The sequence below is a fragment of the Bariatricus sp. SGI.154 genome, assembly GCF_050313795.1.
Classification (GTDB): domain Bacteria; phylum Bacillota; class Clostridia; order Lachnospirales; family Lachnospiraceae; genus CAMBRQ01.
The window spans coordinates 26,119-41,089 of the sequence record NZ_JBNPMC010000016.1; the positions used below are offsets into that span (position 1 = coordinate 26,119).

A 14,971-nucleotide genomic window follows, 5' to 3' on the forward strand; every position below is an offset into this window, starting at 1 on the left:
ACCAAGGCATAAGAAAAATTACATTCATTTTTAGAAATTGATTTGGAAAAAGGTATAAAAAAGTTAAGAAAAAGTATCATTAGCTTTTTGTTATACTTTTTGTCAATATACTGAGTTGTTCTTCAATGATCTGCACCAATTCATCAGCACTTTCTTTTCTTCCGCCTTTGAGCCAGACGGTTAGTATACTGATGGTAAATCCGGTACGGATAGCAATAAAATAATTGCCGTGTTTCATATTAATTCCAGGAAGTTCTCCAAAGCGCTGTTGCAAAATATCAGCATTTTTCATATGACAGGCATAGATAATGTCCTGTCTGCCTATTTGCATCAACAGTTCTAATATGTCACTATGATTTACCCAATAGTCAAAATAGTGTCTGGCAAGATCAAGTTCTCCCTGAAACAGCTTCGGGTGATAGCTTCCTAAAACTTCATAAAAACAAGTATCGCATTTCCAATACAGCACATCGGAAATATTGTCAAATGCCCGATAGAACGTTGTTCTCGCTACTCCGGAAACCTTTTGCAAATCACTCACCGTGATCTGGTCAAAAGGTTTTTTCTTTATACATTCCAACAGTCCTTTATAAATAAGTTCGGATGATTGAACGGCTCGCTTATCTTTACTGATATGATACATATGCTTCCTCCGCTTTTTCGCTACAAGTTTTGGGTTGTGTGTAGCACTTGGTTTGAAACAATTGTATCACAGATTTATTTCCGCTACAATTGTATCGTAAATAAAATTAAAAAGGAGCGACGGGTATGGAAGCAATTATACAAGGGTGGTTATCTATATGGCTGTATGTGATGGGAGCGATTGGTGTTATATTAAGCTATCTGATTTATAAAAACAGGAAAACCTGGTCGATACTCAATATTCTCTGTACATTGGCGGTCATTGTACTGATATTGCACGTAATTGAGGAATGGGTATTACCGGGAGGACTGCACTATTCCTATAACATCAATCACGGTTCTTTGCTTCTAAGCAAATATCCGATGAACCGATTGACCGATATGATTACCAACTTCGGTGCAGTTGTCATTGGCTGTGTTGTACTCAGGGTATGGGGATTTAAAAAGCCTGCAGGAATTGCAATCATGCTATTCTCTGCGATGGAAGTGGTGATGCACATCGGTATTGGAATCCAGGATATGCAGATTTTTAGCAAATATGGAATGAGTACCATTTATTCGCCAGGGCTTATTACTTCGCTGTTTGGTTTCCTTCCTGTCTGTATTGGCCTTGCCATTCATCTGTTTAAGAAAAAAGAGAATCGGCCAAAGCTTACACAATGGATTATTGCGATTGTTGCAACGGGGGCACTTGGATTTTTGTTAATCAATCTGCCTGAAGCGATACTCAGCAGTGAAAACACTCCTTACGAATTTACCGATCGTGGTTACTATGAGAAGTATGGAGAACAATACGAACAGGACAATGGATACGAATATTTTGTACCGGAAGCGGAGGAACAGTAAATGAAGAACAATACGATGATTTTACAAGATAAAAATGGAAAAGAAATGACTGTAGCAGTACGAGGTGCATTGCCGGTGGATTCTCCCTGTGCTCGCTATACAGGCTTCAAGCAGGAAACTCTTCTTCTGAAAAAGGGGACAATTCGCTTGAAAGGATATATGCCTCTGCCTTGTGACATTATTTTAGAACGAGATGTACCAATAACCTTGCGGGATGGTGTAACAATTTATACGGATATTTTCCGTCCGAATGATGATGAACCACATCCGGCTATTATGGCTATGAGTCCATATGGAAAAGAAATCGGTTCCCAATGGCTGGACGATACACCGAATCATGCCGGCATTCCTATGGATGCTACATCGGGTCTGCAAAAGTTTGAAGGTCCTGATCCTGCTTATTGGTGTAATCACGGTTATGCAATCATTAATCCTGATGTGCGTGGAGCGTACAATTCAGAAGGCATTATCCTCTTTTTTGGTAGTGACTATGGCAGGGATGGCGCGGATATTATTGAGTGGGCGGCAAGTAGGCAGTGGTGCAATGGGAAAATCGGTATGAGCGGAAATTCATGGCTTGCTATTTCCCAGTGGTTTGTTGCCGCACAAAAGCCGAAGCACCTTGCAGCGATTGCTCCATGGGAAGGTTTATCTGACTGCTATCGGGAGATTGCCACACGTGGAGGTGTGATGATGCCGGAGTTTGTCAAGATGCTGTCTGACTCCTTTGCTTCTACGGAAAACGGTGGTATTGAAGATGTTATTGCCATGATGAATAAGCAGCCCACAATATGCAGTTGGTGGGAGGACAAAGAAGCTGATCTGGAAGCAATTGATATACCGGCCTACATTGTAGCCAGCTATACCAATCCTATCCACACCTACGGAACACTGGAGGGCTACCGCCGGATTTCTTCAAAAGATAAATGGCTGCGCATCCACAATACAGGTGAATGGGATGATTATTATCACAAAGGGCATACCGAAGAACTGCGATACTTTTTTGACCGTTATCTGAAAGGTGAAGATAATGGCTGGGAGAACACTCCGAAAGTACGTGTCAGCGTTCTCAATCCCGGTGGTAAGGACATTGTTGACCGTGAGGAGGAAGATTTTCCTATTCCCCGTACCAGATATAAGAGGCTGTACCTTGACGCCGGAGAAAATGCTCTAAGAGAATGTCCGGTTTCATTAGAAAGTTATGTAGGGTATAATTCAGACCGTAAAAGAAGTGGTGTCAGCTTTAGTATGAAGATGTCGGAAGACACAGAGCTTACCGGTTATATGAAGCTGCGGCTGTGGGTTTCTGCTCTTGACCATGATGATATGGATTTGTGCGTAATGCTGGAAAAACGCCGTCCGAACGGACTGAAATATAAATACTCCTTAGGTCCGGGCATGGATACATCGGCAAAAGGTTATATTCGTGTCTCTCTGCGTGAACTCGACCAAGAAAAGAGTACAGAGGAAAATCCAAGACAGTCCATGAAACAGGAACAAAAGCTGAAAAGTGGCGAAATCGTCCCTGTGGATATACTGATATGGCCAATGGGATTGAAATTCAAAAAGGGGGATATTTTGCGTATTACTGTTTCTCCATATAAGACACAGAAAATGTGGACAGGACCATTCAAGCTGAAAATGGCAAAAATAACGATTCCGAAAGAGGGATACACTTATTTTCCGGATGATAAACCTGAAATGTATACGATTGGAGGCTCGGAGATGTTCGCCGGTTCAAAGGTAGACACCGCCAATATGCCGAAAGACCATAATAAAGGCAGGCACCGCATATACACCGGGGGAAAGTACGATAGTTTCCTGTATGTGCCGATTATCCCTGAAAACTGATAAAACATTTCTTATCGGATGTATTTTACTTATTAAGGAGTTTTGCTTATGTGGCTTTGGTTTGTTGAAAAAGGATGGCTGTATTGTATGCTGATCATGGGCATTATATTGACAGTACAGTTAATCGTACATTGGAAAGATTGGAATATACTCAGAAAGCTGGCGGCTTTTACTGTCATTGTTCTTGTATTCCATGTCTGGGAAGAGTGGGTCATTCCAGGCGGATTCCATTATTATTACAATCTTTCTTCGGATGCTATTTTGCGAGATCGGTATCCCATGAATGAACTTACAGACATGATTACCAACTTTGGTGGGGCATTGATTTGGTTTATTCTTGTACAGACGAACAAGTATGAGAGAAAAATGAGTTTTGCTGTGATGTTATTCGGGTATGCAGAAGTAATCATTCATTTGTTGGGAGCAACTTCTTCCCGAACAATGCTGTTGGAAAACGGCATTTACTCTCCGTTTTATGGTCCGGGAATGCTTACTGCTCTTATTTGTTGGCTTCCTCTTGCCATCTCATATACTGTGTATTTTGTAAAGACTCATGTTAAAAAGTGGGATGTGATTGGAGGTGTAACAGTTCTTGTGGTATTAAGTATGCTTTTAATTACAATGCCGGAAAGTCTTCTGAAAAATGAAGATACTCCTTATGTGTATGACAATGCCGGATGGTATGAACAGTGGATAGATGATAGTGGTGAGATTATCAATCGAGGGAAGAAGTAAGAATGGTTACAAATGTGATGGTTCTGCAAAGAGCCCGACAGATTCTTGTTTGTATATTTAGAAACATCGTCTTTGGATACTGCTTTTATTTTGTTTGTAAGAGATATTTATTTTCTATTTGTGATCGTGATTTTATTTAAAATATATGAGCCGTCCAGATGGGCGGCTCGTAGTAATTTGATACAGAATATTACAATTCTAAGCTTGCTGTATTTTTCGGATATCATATTGGGGTGCTACCGTAAGATCAAGCTCGGTAATGGACCACTCCAACCAGTCACCGTGAATAACAGCACGGGCACTGTATCCTGAAATATAAGTATATTCTTTTTCTTCCTCGGTTTGATAAACGTCTTCAAGAACCATCTTATAACTTTTTTCCATTTTCTCATATATTTCCTGATAGTCAGTGGATATGGACGGATCATTGAGCGAATCCCCATAACTGCATAATACATAAACTTTCATAATGCATCCCTTTCTTCTGTTTTGGGGTAAACCAGGAGCTTACCTTTTAGGTCCAACTCCCGGTCTATCCAGTGGTCATTTTCATATACTTGTTTCGTGAGTGTATTGTAGATAATTGGTTCCTTTTCGATATCGTCAAGATCTGCCACGAGACAGTTTTTCCTGGCAATATAGGGATATAAGGCTGCCTCTACTTTTTCCCGTAGTTCTAAAGCCATCAGATGTATAAGAGTCACATCATAGGTCTGTGACATACAGTGGCTGATTTGTTTGATCATTCCTGAATCCTGAATCGTCTGATTGACTACATCTATCTGCTCGTCCATTGACACGTCAGGATTGATCAGTAACTGACCGGCTACAATTGATTTGACAAAGGCAGTGGCTGTCTGAGTTACCTGTGCAATTAATTCCTCGTAAGGAACTTTATAATAGGTCTTCAGGATATCCAAAGGGACATTCTCACGGTTCTGCTTTAGTTTGGAAAGCAGCTTTTCCAGGCTGCTTCCCAGTTCATAAGTAGTCAAGCACACATCACCTCAGTTTCATTCGGTATGTTTTCATATTTCAGGTTATATTGGGTGTTACGGGTTTCGAAAACAATGTTGTTTCTGGAAACTTCCAGAATACGTTCCACAGCAGTTGTCATGAAAGTATGTGTCTGAGTAGAAATCCATGCACGTTCCCCGATTCGAAGCGGCAGGAATAAGGTTCCAGTCACGGTAATTGCCTTTTTATCAATGTTGCTTATCGGTCTGATATTTGTTCTTTTCATGGTGATCACACTCCTTTTTAACAAAATTCTTTCTCTAGTGTTTTTGCCACTAACCTTGCACATCCCATTTCCATCTCATTAAGTGGTGTTTTGGATAAGACAGCCAGAGCGAGAGGCAGTTCCTTGTCATTGCGGATTGGAAACAGTGCCGCTACGGGTTCCCTGTGATGGGAAAGCATATAAAGAGGCTGACTTATATCCAGAACCACCTCATTTCCAGAGGCGATATAAGGCTCCAGTCTTTCCGGAAGGGAAGTGCCTTCTGGAAGATATATCCCTGTTGTTGCAATGACATACTGGGCTGTGCAGATAAAGGCTCCGTGTTTGATTGAACTATAAAGAATGGAAAGAATACTCTGGAGCTTTATGGTATCCTGATGAGGTTCTCTGCATTTTCGAATTCGGATTTCCTGATTGGATAATTCTACTTCCAGGGGATTCCCATTCTCAAGTTTTAAAAGTCTGCGCAATTTCGCAGGAATAACAATACGTCCCTGCGAATCTATGGTGCAGATATCTGAGTATTTCATATGTTCACCTTTCTTTCTAAAAGAAAAGAAGCAGCAAATGCCGCTTCCTTTCCATAAACTTTATGCGTCATAAGGCGATGCCTGTGCCGGGTTTTGATATTGTCCGTTTTGTTGGATTCTTTGAGATTGTTGTTCTGCATAAGCCCGCTTCCCATTTGAAATAAGGGAAGGTGCCATACAGGATTCCCAGTTGGTAATGTAAGAATCCGTGCGTTTTAGTAACGTATACAGGTCCATGTCCGTTAGCTGGATAAAGGCGTTCTTTTCTAAAATAAAACTCCCGGATTTCATATAAGAGCCGCCATTCTGATTTTTGACCTTGATGCCTTTGCCATTTACAATCTGAATCCGCCAGGGGCTTTTCATCATCCGCCCGTTCTGGTCATTTACATGCCGGGAAATAGAAAATTGCTGTGCAATGGAGTAGCCCTGGGCATCAGGGTTTCCGTATATTTTGCTCAGCGACCATTCAAATTCCTGGAAGCCGGCAGTGATCCTAGTTAAGAAAAACTGGATCTGTTCCGGTGCCAGATTGAACTGGACGATGATATTTTTATTTCCCGTTCCATTGGAATAATCCTGGATCGTGATTCCAATCAGGGAGTTGACATTATGACCGTTTTCCTGGTACTCACCTTTGGCATGTATTTGAGCATAACTGGTCAGTGGTGCATACCTAAGCCTGTCATAAACAGCAATGAGTTTGCGATCCGTTTGTACTTTATAGATCTGCTCGGAGATCCGTGGTGGTTGATTCTGATTCATAGCTTTTCCCTTCTTTCTACTTCAGGTATTGTTTCACTAACAGCGTCATGTTTTTTGGTAAGTCTTCCAGTTTTGTAATATCCAGAAAGCCATCCTGATAGATTCGCTTAATATTTTCCTTATCATCTCCGATTGCTGCAGCAAAGAGTTTGATCCCTTTTTTGGAATACTCCTTTTTAATGCCACGCAGGTCGGCTTCTGCTTCAGTGCCGTAATAGCCGGTATCTGCAGGCTGTCCGTCAGAAATGATAATCAGAAGTTTCTGCTTTTCCGGACGTTTTGCCAGATGCTCCGCCACAAAACGGAGAGCAGCACCATCACGATTTCCACCTCTTGCAGACATATCCATGAGCCGGTAGCGGTCTGATGTGTCGATAGAATCAAATTCTGCATAGGAATAAAGTTCTACGCCTCTGCCACCAGTTGAATGGCCATATATAGTAATGGGCACTTGAAGGCTCTGGCAGAAATCATAAAGCACAATGGCCGTCTTTTTCGCATGTGTAATCCGGTCTCCCCAGCTCATTGATCCACTCTCGTCTACCAAAAGTCCTACTGCAAGTTTCTGCTCTTCAGAAGGAAGCCTGGTCCTGGTGAAAAAGGTTCCATCTTCGTGGTGCATTGCACGTGTATCCAGACGTTTTCCAAATTGCAGGTTCTTTAATTTTCCACCCTCACTTTCTTCTTTTAAAAGCGGTGCGATAGACTTCTGCAGGCGTTTGGACGCCCGGATAAGCATTGGTGCTACGGCCTGATATGACTGTTTTAAAGAATCCGGTACATATGCCATTCGGTTGATTGTAACATGAACTCCGGTATGAGCATTTCCGTAATGGATATCGTTTGCTGCCTTCTGCAGTTCTTCGGTCATTTCCTGTTGGTACTGTGTTTCTGCTTTCTCTGTAGCGATGCCATTCAGGATCCGGAACAAGTCGTTGGCAGACTTTTCATAACCGGTGCCAAGGTACTGGTGATTATAAGTAATTCCTGGATTATTTTCGTCAAGGATGGTATTCGTTTTCGCAAGTGCAATCCGGTTTCCTTCTTCGGCTACAACATCCTGGGCAGCCTGCGTTCTTTCCTGACGCATGGCAGGAGGAGTACACGGTAAGGGATTTGCTTTCTGTTCCTTTTTCCCTTCTTCAGCCTGCTTTGGCATAGTACCGCCTTTGCCAGAAGGCAATGGGGTGGCACCATGAATCTGGTTACCCAAAAGTTCCTCTAACATCTGACTTGCATCCGATGCAGAATGTTGCTCCATTCGTTCTTTTGTCTCTTCGATCAGAGGCTTGATGTATTCCCATAGAATAGCCACAATGTGATTAGAAGCGTGAAAACGGTCCTTTGTTTCATCTGAATAAATGGCAACATCTACATATGGCATGCAATCTTCCAGATAATCCAAATAAGGACCTTTATAACCGGACAGGTTATTGATGGTTCCCGCCCTGCAGTATTGAAGCAGAAGATTTGCCATGATTGCAAAATCAGAATACTTCTTTTCAATCTGACTCTGGATTGATGGCATTTGTTCACACATCCGCAGGTTATTCAGTTCAATCCCCCGGCGGAAAGTGCCCGGATGAGAAGTGCACATTCGTGCCTCTATATAGATGTCTTCCAAAATATTATTGATATGAGAGGCGCAGGATGCCAGAGTCAGGCAGGTCGCTTTATCTTTGCTATCCATAGCCTCCAGTATTTCTTCACAATTTGTCTGATAGGAAAATTCCGTAAAGGAAGGATTGGATGGGTAGAAGGCACCTTTTTCTATGTTGCCAAGATACAGCCCTAGGGCTGTAAAATCTGAGAACAGCAGGTGCGCAGTCTCATGCCCGTTGAATCCGACAAGGCTTTCGGAACGGAGATACCGGGAAGGAAAACTCTGGGTGATTTCATTTGCAGCATTGATATGGATTTTATAGTTATCCGTATGTGCAATGCCTGCGTCTGCCCGGGCATTCCATTCCATCAGAGTCTGAAGACCTTGACGGTAGCGGCTGGTAGCCGCTTTCGCCATAGAGGTCAGGTATTTCTGGTAAGCAGATGAGGTGAACAGTTCCTTGTCACTGATGGCAAGTTCCTGATCCCGAATCATCTGTTTTAATTTTTTCTGGTTGCTATTCAATTTTAATTCGTCCTTTCTTTTTAAAATAATTTTTCAGTCAAAAGCTCTTCCATGGTGTATCCAAAATAGACTGCCAGATGGTAGACCACAAATACGGGTGGAAAGCCTCTTCCTAATTCATACTTACGGTAAGATTTTGTTGGAATATGCAGAATCCTTGCCAGGGTTTTCTGGGAAAGATTCCAGCGTGGTAGTTTCCGCAGATAATGGATATTTGCGGAGAAAATATCCAGCATATCTTCTTCTGTAATTTTTAAATTGTTATAAGGTTTTCTCTGTGTCAATGTACCAACCCTCCTATGCTGCGAGAATAGAATCCAGACAGCCGGTTTCCACTTCCGAACGGCTTTCTGCGTCAGCAGATACCGAAGAAAGGATCGTGTAATGTGCAGCTTCCCGGACGTCACCACAGACCATATAGGACTGCACCCAGGAAATCAGTTCACGTACACCGCAGCATCCGTCTGTGATCAGATTCTCACTGCAGTATTCGGAAACAGCCTTGACGATCTGTGCCATAGTGCGGACCATTTTCTTATCTTTGCATCCGGTGATCCCGAGAACGCGCTGTACCAGTGTTTCTTCATCCGGCTCCTCCAGATCGATCACCAGATTCATTCTGGAAATGACAGACTGGTTCATCTGTTTACAGCCTGCATAATCATTGTTGGTTGTAACAACGATGGTCGTATCCGGATGCCTCTTGATCACTTCTCCGTTTGGCAGAAATACACTGTTACATCTGTCAAGAAGGGAATTGAGTCCTACTAAAACACCGGGGTTTGCGATGACCGTCGGCTCCTGAAGTTCCACCAGATAACCGTGTCGGATTGCCTCAACAAGAGGGGTATCTACGTATTTAAACTTCTGGTGGGAAGACTGGTTCTTATAATGCGCATGCATTTCATCAAAGATTGTGTCGATGAGCTGTTTGTATACCACATCCTCCGTCACCTCTTCGTCATAAATACCGGTCAGCTTCTGATAAGCAGTTGCTGGGTCTAACATGATATCCTGGAAAGATGGATATTCACTCTGAAGGCTGGATAATTTTCCATCCACGTCCGGAAGAATCTGACCGAGCAGATCAAATATCTCCGTATTGGCAGAGCAGGTAATGCAACGGTAGGGCAGATGTAAGCCAGCAGCAATCGCCTTGGCACCTTCTGTTTTTCCGGTTCCTGCAGGACCCCGCAGAAGAAAATTCCGCATAGGTGAAACAGTATTTGTTGTCAATTTTGCATGTTCACAGATCCGCTTGATCTCTGGCGGTATGATATACCATGGTTCCAGCGTTGGAACAGTAAGTTCTTCCTGGGGAGTGAGTATCCGTGATTCAGATAAGACGTATTTACTGATAAAGTCTTCTTTGGCAATGGATTCCGTGTTCCTTTTTGTGGTGAAACCGGGAATCAGCACTTGAAAAGTACCAAAGAGCGTATTTGTAGGAGCGTAAGTACCCTGCTGTACTGCGAATGGTTTGAGCTTAGGAATAGCACCATTGGCAGGAGTATCATTGGGAATCCCGCCGGTAGAAAGAGAAGTTCCGTATCGTAATCTGCGATAGATATTGTCACAAAGGACGGCTGCAGTTTTCACGGCTTCTTCCATATCCGTATAACCATTGTCACGGTGCTTTTTCAACTCCTGATAATATTCGTTAAACTCGTCATCCTGCATAATGGTAGGGAGAAGTGCAAACAAAAGTGCAGCTCCGCTGTTCTTATCTTCCTTCAAAAGATATTGGTCGGCTGTTGTTTCGGAATCTATTGGTTTGGGATAAATACCGGCAATGAATTTTCCGTTTGTCCGGTTATAGATCACCACATGCAAATCTCCGGTTTTGCTGGGATATTCCGCTATTGTATAATTATTCCCCTGGCTGCCAATTGCCCCGAGTTCTTCAGAAGCGGTTCCACCGGGCGGATTTTCCAGTTCCATGTATGCAAGAATCGCCCGGAGCGTGGACGCATGAAGTGTCGAACGTTTCTGAGGCTGTGTGCAGTATTTGGAATAGACATCCTTCCTGATGGGATCATCCGTATAATCTTCAAAAGGTTCCGGAAGTTTTCGCTTGAAAGACCAGTTACTGATCAGGTTTCCATTTGGCATAGTATTTCTCCTCCTTTTTTACATCCAGGATAATTCCAGGGTGCCTTCGTTTTCTTTTGCATTCAGCTCATCACGGATAAAAATATCTGTGAGAGCTGCCCAGTAGTTTTGGGGCGGAAAATGCTCGAAAGTACCTTTGATTTCCTTGGAATCTCCATTTTTGATAAATATTTCTCCATTTTCGCTGATAAATAATTTTTGATGTCCTCTTGCCTGCAGATCTCCAATCAGATTGGAGAGTAATGGCTTGCCAATTAGGGTATACCAAGACTGGGGATCCACCTGACCGATGGAATCAGTGCCTGCAGGTTCCGACTTTGGCTTTAATGATTCTATCGTCATCATAGAAAGTACCAGTTCTCCATAACAGTCCAGCCGGACTTCAGCAAAATTATATTCTTTCGTATGGAAGGTACGAATACGCAGGGCATTTCCATTCAGAAGACTGTCTACAGTTGGTTCTTTAGTAAATTCCCATGTGGCATTCGGATAAGAGGACTTCAGTTTCCCTGTAATCTGGTAACTGATCTGTCTCCAGAGCAGAGTTTCCATATCGGTGATACCGTCTGGATTCCCAGAGGAATATGCTGACTTTCGTTTGAGTGCCGGAGATGGGATGCGGGGAAGACGCGGGACAATCAGGAAGAGGAGACTTCCTAAAATACCTGCAAGTGCAATGCCCGCAATCACTGAGCGGTTTATATTATCCGGTACAAACAGTAATGACAGAAACAAAACGAGAACAACAGATTTTAATATTTTTAAACCTTTACTTTTTTTCCTTCGTACTTTCATTGTATGATTCCTTTCCTGTAAACAAAAAAAGAGGAACCGCCATGCCCGATGGGTAAGCAATTCCTCAACCTGTTATTTCTTTTGAGTTATCCGTTAAACGGAAGCTGGTCAGCCATGCCTTCCGGGATTCCCTGAAAACCGTCCCCGGTAAAGCCACTTTGCTGTCCATATGCCATGTTCTGTTGTGGATAATAGCTCTGCTGGTACATGTTGTTTCCAATCGGTCCAGAAGGTGGAACTGCATAAGAGTTGCCCTGTGTTCTGGCACCTGCGGTGTTTGGTATACCTGCATTTTGATTTCCAGCACCATTCATGTAGCCGCCTCCCTGAGCAGCGCGATTTTGATAACTGCCACTTCCTGGGGTAGCCGCACCTCCGTTGTTGTTATTAGGCATGCTATTGCCATTTTGATGATTTCCAGAATTTCCGTTATTCTCATTTTCCGGCTTGTTGGAAAGGCAAAACTGCCAGTCCTTGACATTAATTTTGGCTCCAACTCCTGGCTGCCCAGCCTTCTGTCCCTGCTGATAGAGAAATGGATGGATTTCCAGATCTCCATAGACATAAATACAGGTTCCGGATTTTACACCGGCTTTGATCAGACGCTCTGCCAGGAACTTGTTAAAATAGCATTGATAGAACATGGACTCGTATCCATTCTGACCATTTTGTGTGTTCTGGCTCCTCTGAGAGGAAGCAAGATCCAGACTGATGTACTCTGATCCGTTGTTCTTTCCTTGCTGCATGGCAGGATCCTTTGTTACCCTTCCCATAACATGAATAATTGCTGACATAAAAATTCTCCTTTCTGCCTCTTAGGGCTTTAAAATAATAAAAATGAATAAAAGAATAGGAAACCTGTATACCAGATTTCCCATAAATAAAAAAAGAGCCATTAAGTGACCGCATAATACGGCTATCCTAATGACTCTAATTTCCAACATAAACTTACGTGTGTTCTGGAAGAATGGTCCAGACTCCCTTTAGGGGATAACACAAAAACTCAAGTACAGTATTATAGTAACACAAGATATAGTAAGTGTCAATGAACGAAATGCTATATATTGGTTTCGGAGGAGAATCTACTACATATTGAACTATGAAAAAACAAAAGTATATAGTACAATAGAATTTACAAATAATAAATCAGAAAAGAGTAAATATATGACATATGATAAAATGCAATTATTTATAAAACCATTACCTGCATCAGTAATAATTAAAAATTATATAGAGGGACATCCGATTGATTGTGAAGAATATTTAACAGAATTCGTTAATTTTTCTAAATTGAAAAAGGATAAAGGAAATGAAACCTTCATCTTAAGAAAACATTGTGAACAAAGTCAGAAACAAAGTGATATTTATAATTCTTTTTATGAGTTAGATTTTAAGATATTAGTAGATACCCGATATATGGAAGCAAAAAGCACATTGAGTAATTCAGTTACAGAACTTTGCCCAGGGGTTACACAAATTGGTCCTTCTAAATTTTCTGGTAGTAAAACTGCTTTTGATATAATAAAGTGTTTTCGAGGAAAAACAGAAGAGGATTTAAGAAATATCGAACAGGGATTATTAAAGCTTCCTGAAGGAAAGGTTATAAGACAGACAATGCAAAAGATATCTGTTAACAAAAATATTATGTTTTTCCTTCCGTATGATTATTCATTTAAGAATCAAGAAACAGATTTTGAAGGTGCTAAATTAATTGCTGATTGTATTTCTAAAGATTTGAAAAGTTTATTAGCATATAGAAAAATGAAAGTAACAAAAGATACTTATATAGCATTTATATCAGAAAGATATTTTGTTATAACGGAGGAAAAAGAAAGTAGCCTCATTTTTTATGATATGATAAAAACAAGCGATAGTAGTTTATATAGTTTTTTGTATTCTGTTGGTAAACTGTAATTAGCTGTATTATAGATAAAGGGAAATGACCATGCAAAGCAAACAAGAAGTAATTACATATTGTCATTCTTTTGAGCAGGTATACGAGGATTATCCATTCCACGATTCTAACTGGTGTGTGATGCGCCATAAAGGGTCTAAGAAGACATTTGCTCTAATCTATAACAAAGATGGACATGTATGGATTAATGTGAAATGTGATCCGCAGTGGAGGGACTTCTGGCGAAGTACTTTTACATCGGTTGTTCCTGCATACCATATGAATAAGACACACTGGAATTCTATCATTCTGGATGGAACTGTCCCGGAGGAAGATATCAAACGGATGATTGGTGAAAGCTATGATTTAACAAAGGGGAAGAAAGCATGAGGATTTTGGTAGATGCAGATGCCTGTCCGGTGGTATCTATTGTAGAGCATATTGCGAAAAAATATCAGATATCAGTAATCTTACTGTGTGACACGAATCATATTCTGCAGTCTGATTACAGCGAAGTTTTGACAGTTGGAGCAGGAGCTGATGCGGTAGACTTCAAGTTGGTCAGCGTCTGCCAGAAGGATGACATTGTGGTAACACAGGATTATGGTGTTGCTGCGATGATTCTTGGAAAAGGAGCATACGGGATACATCAGAGTGGCAGATGGTATACGAATGAAAATATTGACCAGATGCTTATGGAGAGGCACTTAGCAAAAAAGGCACGAAATGCGAAAAAAAGAAACCATATAAAAGGTCCAGCGAAACGTACCGCTGAAGATGATGTACGGTTTGCAGAATCGCTGGAAAGGCTGATTCATAAATATCGTTAAGTGTAGGTCAGGATGAAAGAATACATTATGAAAGAATACATTATGAAAGAATACATTATGAAATATGAGTGTTACCATGTTAACTGGTAATATAAAAGATGCCGTAGACAAGGAAGAACCTTGCTACGGCAATCCTTTTGTGTTGATAAGTATATGAGAGCTGGATCAATCTTTTGAGGGAGAACCCGAGGATAGCTCCTCGAATCCGAGCAAATTATCACTGATCCCCATACTTTCTTCCTCGTTATAAGGAGATTTGCGAAAATACATTCGGTAATAGTGCCCTTGAAGCAGTTTTACACTTTTATCTGTCGTGAACTGATATTCCCGGTCATCGGTTCCGATAAGATGAATTTGCTGTGTTTTCTTAAAGGCTGAAACTTCCCGTTTGCTGCAATATCCTTCCACTGTCAGGTAGGAACCGGAATGGATGAGATGGTACAGGCTGATACACCGAATCAGGCAACATACACCGATTACGAGGCTCATAATGAGAAGGATTTTATCTTTTGTCTGCATCCCGATGATGCATCCGAACAGTACACAAAAAAAGCCGATTGCCGCCTGGGCAACCAGCTTGGATAGTAATGGTTTTGGCAT

18 protein-coding genes are annotated in these 14,971 nt (G+C 41.6%); 6 read left to right on the top strand and 12 right to left on the bottom strand.

Features of this window, described 5'->3' with window-relative positions; translation table 11 throughout:
• Positions 1-79: 79 nt before the first annotated feature.
• Entirely contained in the window at positions 80-643 is a 564-nt protein-coding gene (locus ACQRBN_RS08975) for a TetR/AcrR family transcriptional regulator (RefSeq protein WP_427738644.1), read from the bottom strand.
• 125 nt (positions 644-768) lie between these two features.
• Here ACQRBN_RS08975 and ACQRBN_RS08980 point away from each other — a divergent pair, with 125 nt between their 5' ends.
• The 3 genes from ACQRBN_RS08980 to ACQRBN_RS08990 are packed head-to-tail and all read left to right on the top strand — an operon-like array spanning position 769 to position 4,074.
• Complete coding sequence (locus tag ACQRBN_RS08980) at positions 769-1,488, top strand: HXXEE domain-containing protein (RefSeq protein WP_320813686.1); 720 nt, start codon at positions 769-771, stop codon at positions 1,486-1,488.
• Positions 1,489-3,339: a CocE/NonD family hydrolase gene (locus ACQRBN_RS08985; RefSeq protein ID WP_320813687.1), complete on the top strand. Its 1,851-nt coding sequence runs from the start codon at positions 1,489-1,491 to the stop codon at positions 3,337-3,339. It begins immediately after the preceding gene.
• A gap of 48 nt (positions 3,340-3,387) precedes the next feature.
• Positions 3,388-4,074, top strand: a complete 687-nt coding sequence (locus tag ACQRBN_RS08990; RefSeq protein ID WP_320813688.1) for an HXXEE domain-containing protein — start codon at positions 3,388-3,390, stop codon at positions 4,072-4,074.
• Positions 4,075-4,272: 198 nt separating this feature from the next.
• Here the strand turns inward: ACQRBN_RS08990 and ACQRBN_RS08995 are convergent, their stop codons facing one another.
• The 10 genes from ACQRBN_RS08995 to ACQRBN_RS09040 all read right to left on the bottom strand — a co-directional run bounded on the left by ACQRBN_RS08995 (position 4,273) and on the right by ACQRBN_RS09040 (position 12,441).
• Entirely contained in the window at positions 4,273-4,542 is a 270-nt protein-coding gene (locus ACQRBN_RS08995; RefSeq protein ID WP_320813689.1) for a hypothetical protein, read from the bottom strand.
• A complete protein-coding gene (locus tag ACQRBN_RS09000) occupies positions 4,539-5,075 on the bottom strand; it encodes a hypothetical protein (RefSeq protein WP_320813690.1) in 537 nt (178 codons plus the stop codon). The genes ACQRBN_RS08995 and ACQRBN_RS09000 overlap by 4 nt, the downstream gene beginning before the upstream one ends.
• Positions 5,066-5,317, bottom strand: coding sequence for a hypothetical protein (locus tag ACQRBN_RS09005; RefSeq protein WP_320813691.1), 252 nt, complete (start codon positions 5,315-5,317; stop codon positions 5,066-5,068). The genes ACQRBN_RS09000 and ACQRBN_RS09005 overlap by 10 nt, the downstream gene beginning before the upstream one ends.
• A 17-nt stretch (positions 5,318-5,334) precedes the next feature.
• A complete protein-coding gene (locus ACQRBN_RS09010; RefSeq protein ID WP_320813692.1) occupies positions 5,335-5,847 on the bottom strand; it encodes an AbrB/MazE/SpoVT family DNA-binding domain-containing protein in 513 nt (170 codons plus the stop codon).
• A 60-nt stretch (positions 5,848-5,907) separates the two neighbouring features.
• Complete coding sequence (locus tag ACQRBN_RS09015) at positions 5,908-6,612, bottom strand: hypothetical protein (RefSeq protein ID WP_427738645.1); 705 nt, start codon at positions 6,610-6,612, stop codon at positions 5,908-5,910.
• A gap of 16 nt (positions 6,613-6,628) precedes the next feature.
• Positions 6,629-8,740 carry a vWA domain-containing protein gene (locus ACQRBN_RS09020; protein WP_427738646.1) on the bottom strand — a complete coding sequence of 704 codons (2,112 nt, stop codon included), beginning with the start codon at positions 8,738-8,740 and terminating at the stop codon, positions 6,629-6,631.
• Between the two features lie 20 nt (positions 8,741-8,760).
• Positions 8,761-9,024, bottom strand: a complete 264-nt coding sequence (locus ACQRBN_RS09025; protein ID WP_427738647.1) for a helix-turn-helix domain-containing protein — start codon at positions 9,022-9,024, stop codon at positions 8,761-8,763.
• Between the two features lie 13 nt (positions 9,025-9,037).
• A complete protein-coding gene (locus tag ACQRBN_RS09030; protein ID WP_427738648.1) occupies positions 9,038-10,852 on the bottom strand; it encodes an AAA family ATPase in 1,815 nt (604 codons plus the stop codon).
• An 18-nt stretch (positions 10,853-10,870) separates the two neighbouring features.
• On the bottom strand, positions 10,871-11,647 hold the full coding sequence (locus ACQRBN_RS09035; RefSeq protein WP_427738649.1) for a hypothetical protein: 777 nt from the start codon (positions 11,645-11,647) through the stop codon (positions 10,871-10,873).
• An 86-nt stretch (positions 11,648-11,733) separates the two neighbouring features.
• On the bottom strand, positions 11,734-12,441 hold the full coding sequence (locus tag ACQRBN_RS09040; protein ID WP_427738650.1) for a single-stranded DNA-binding protein: 708 nt from the start codon (positions 12,439-12,441) through the stop codon (positions 11,734-11,736).
• A 298-nt stretch (positions 12,442-12,739) separates the two neighbouring features.
• On the opposite strand from ACQRBN_RS09040, the gene ACQRBN_RS09045 reads away from it, so the two are divergent.
• From ACQRBN_RS09045 to ACQRBN_RS09055, 3 genes are read left to right on the top strand one after another with little or no spacing between them, the layout of a single operon-like run.
• A complete protein-coding gene (locus tag ACQRBN_RS09045; protein WP_320813108.1) occupies positions 12,740-13,561 on the top strand; it encodes a hypothetical protein in 822 nt (273 codons plus the stop codon).
• Between the two features lie 31 nt (positions 13,562-13,592).
• The gene (locus tag ACQRBN_RS09050) at positions 13,593-13,931 is read left to right on the top strand and encodes an MmcQ/YjbR family DNA-binding protein (protein WP_320813109.1); all 339 of its coding nucleotides are present in this window, start codon (positions 13,593-13,595) and stop codon (positions 13,929-13,931) included.
• Positions 13,928-14,371, top strand: coding sequence for a YaiI/YqxD family protein (locus tag ACQRBN_RS09055; protein WP_320813110.1), 444 nt, complete (start codon positions 13,928-13,930; stop codon positions 14,369-14,371). The genes ACQRBN_RS09050 and ACQRBN_RS09055 overlap by 4 nt, the downstream gene beginning before the upstream one ends.
• A gap of 165 nt (positions 14,372-14,536) precedes the next feature.
• On the opposite strand, the gene ACQRBN_RS09060 is transcribed toward ACQRBN_RS09055, so the two are convergent.
• Positions 14,537-14,971, bottom strand: a complete 435-nt coding sequence (locus tag ACQRBN_RS09060; RefSeq protein ID WP_320813111.1) for a hypothetical protein — start codon at positions 14,969-14,971, stop codon at positions 14,537-14,539.